We start from the raw sequence: 1035 nt of genomic DNA, 5'->3' as shown, positions 1-1035 counted from the left end.
CAAAACCCCGGATATTAGAAACGGTTCGGTTTTTTTGCCACCGCCTTGATGGGTGCGTGGTGCAATCAATGAACGAAGAAATGAGACAAAGAAAGTTGTTTGAGTTAGTTTTTTTATTTTGTGCAGCAGCCACCTTATTGGGTGGCTGCAATGCAAAGGAAGGGGTCGCCGAGAAGAGGGCGCCCAATATTGTTTTCATCTTGGTGGACGATCTTGGCCTGCACGACCTCAGTGTCACCGGAAGCACCTTTTATGAGACGCCCAACGTGGACCGCATTGCCAATGGGGGCACCGTCTTTACCCAGGGCTATGCGGCCAGCCGGGTCTGCAGTCCGTCCCGTGCCAGCATCATGCTGGGGCAGTTTCCCGCAAGGCACAAGATCACGGATTGGATCGGTGCCAAATCGGGAGCGGATTGGCGCAGCCTTAACCGCAACGACAAGATCTTGCCCGCCGCCTACAAGCAGGTGCTGCCAAAGGAAGACACTACCTTGGCAGAGGCTTTCGCCGCCCATGGGTACAAGACCTTCTTTGCCGGCAAGTGGCATTTGGGCGCCAAGGGCTCCTGGCCCACCGACCATGGTTTTGAAATCAACAAGGGCGGCTGGGACGTGGGCAGCCCCAAGGGTGGTTTTTTTGCCCCTTGGGAGAACCCCAATCTGGAGAGCGGCCCGGATGGGGAGAACCTGTCCCTTCGCCTGGGCAGGGAAACAGCAAAGTTCATTGAAAAAAACAAGGATTCCACCTTTTTGGCCTACCTCTCCTTTTATGCGGTGCACGGTCCCATCCAGACAACGGAAGAGACTTGGGCCAAGTATCGGGAAAAGGCGGAGAAGATGGGCATCAGGGATTCCGGTTATGAAATGGAGCGCATATTGCCCATCAGGACCGTGCAGGACAATCCGGTATATGCTGGGCTGGTGCAGCAAATGGACCGGGCCGTTGGCATTGTCCTGGACAAACTGGAGGAACTGGGTCTTGAGGACAACACCATCATTGTCTTTACATCGGACAACGGGGGGGTGGCCTCGGGAG

At 55.4% G+C, this 1035-nt stretch carries 1 protein-coding gene; it reads left to right on the top strand.

The window, feature by feature from the left end:
- Positions 1-80 precede the first annotated feature (80 nt).
- On the top strand, positions 81-1035 hold a 955-nt coding region (locus tag ACKWCC_RS19360), incomplete at its 3' end, for a sulfatase-like hydrolase/transferase (RefSeq protein WP_413997612.1).

Source organism: Maribacter aquimarinus, assembly GCF_047345505.1.
Taxonomy (GTDB): Bacteria; Bacteroidota; Bacteroidia; order Flavobacteriales; family Flavobacteriaceae; genus Maribacter.
This window is presented reverse-complemented; position numbering and strand designations above follow the sequence as displayed.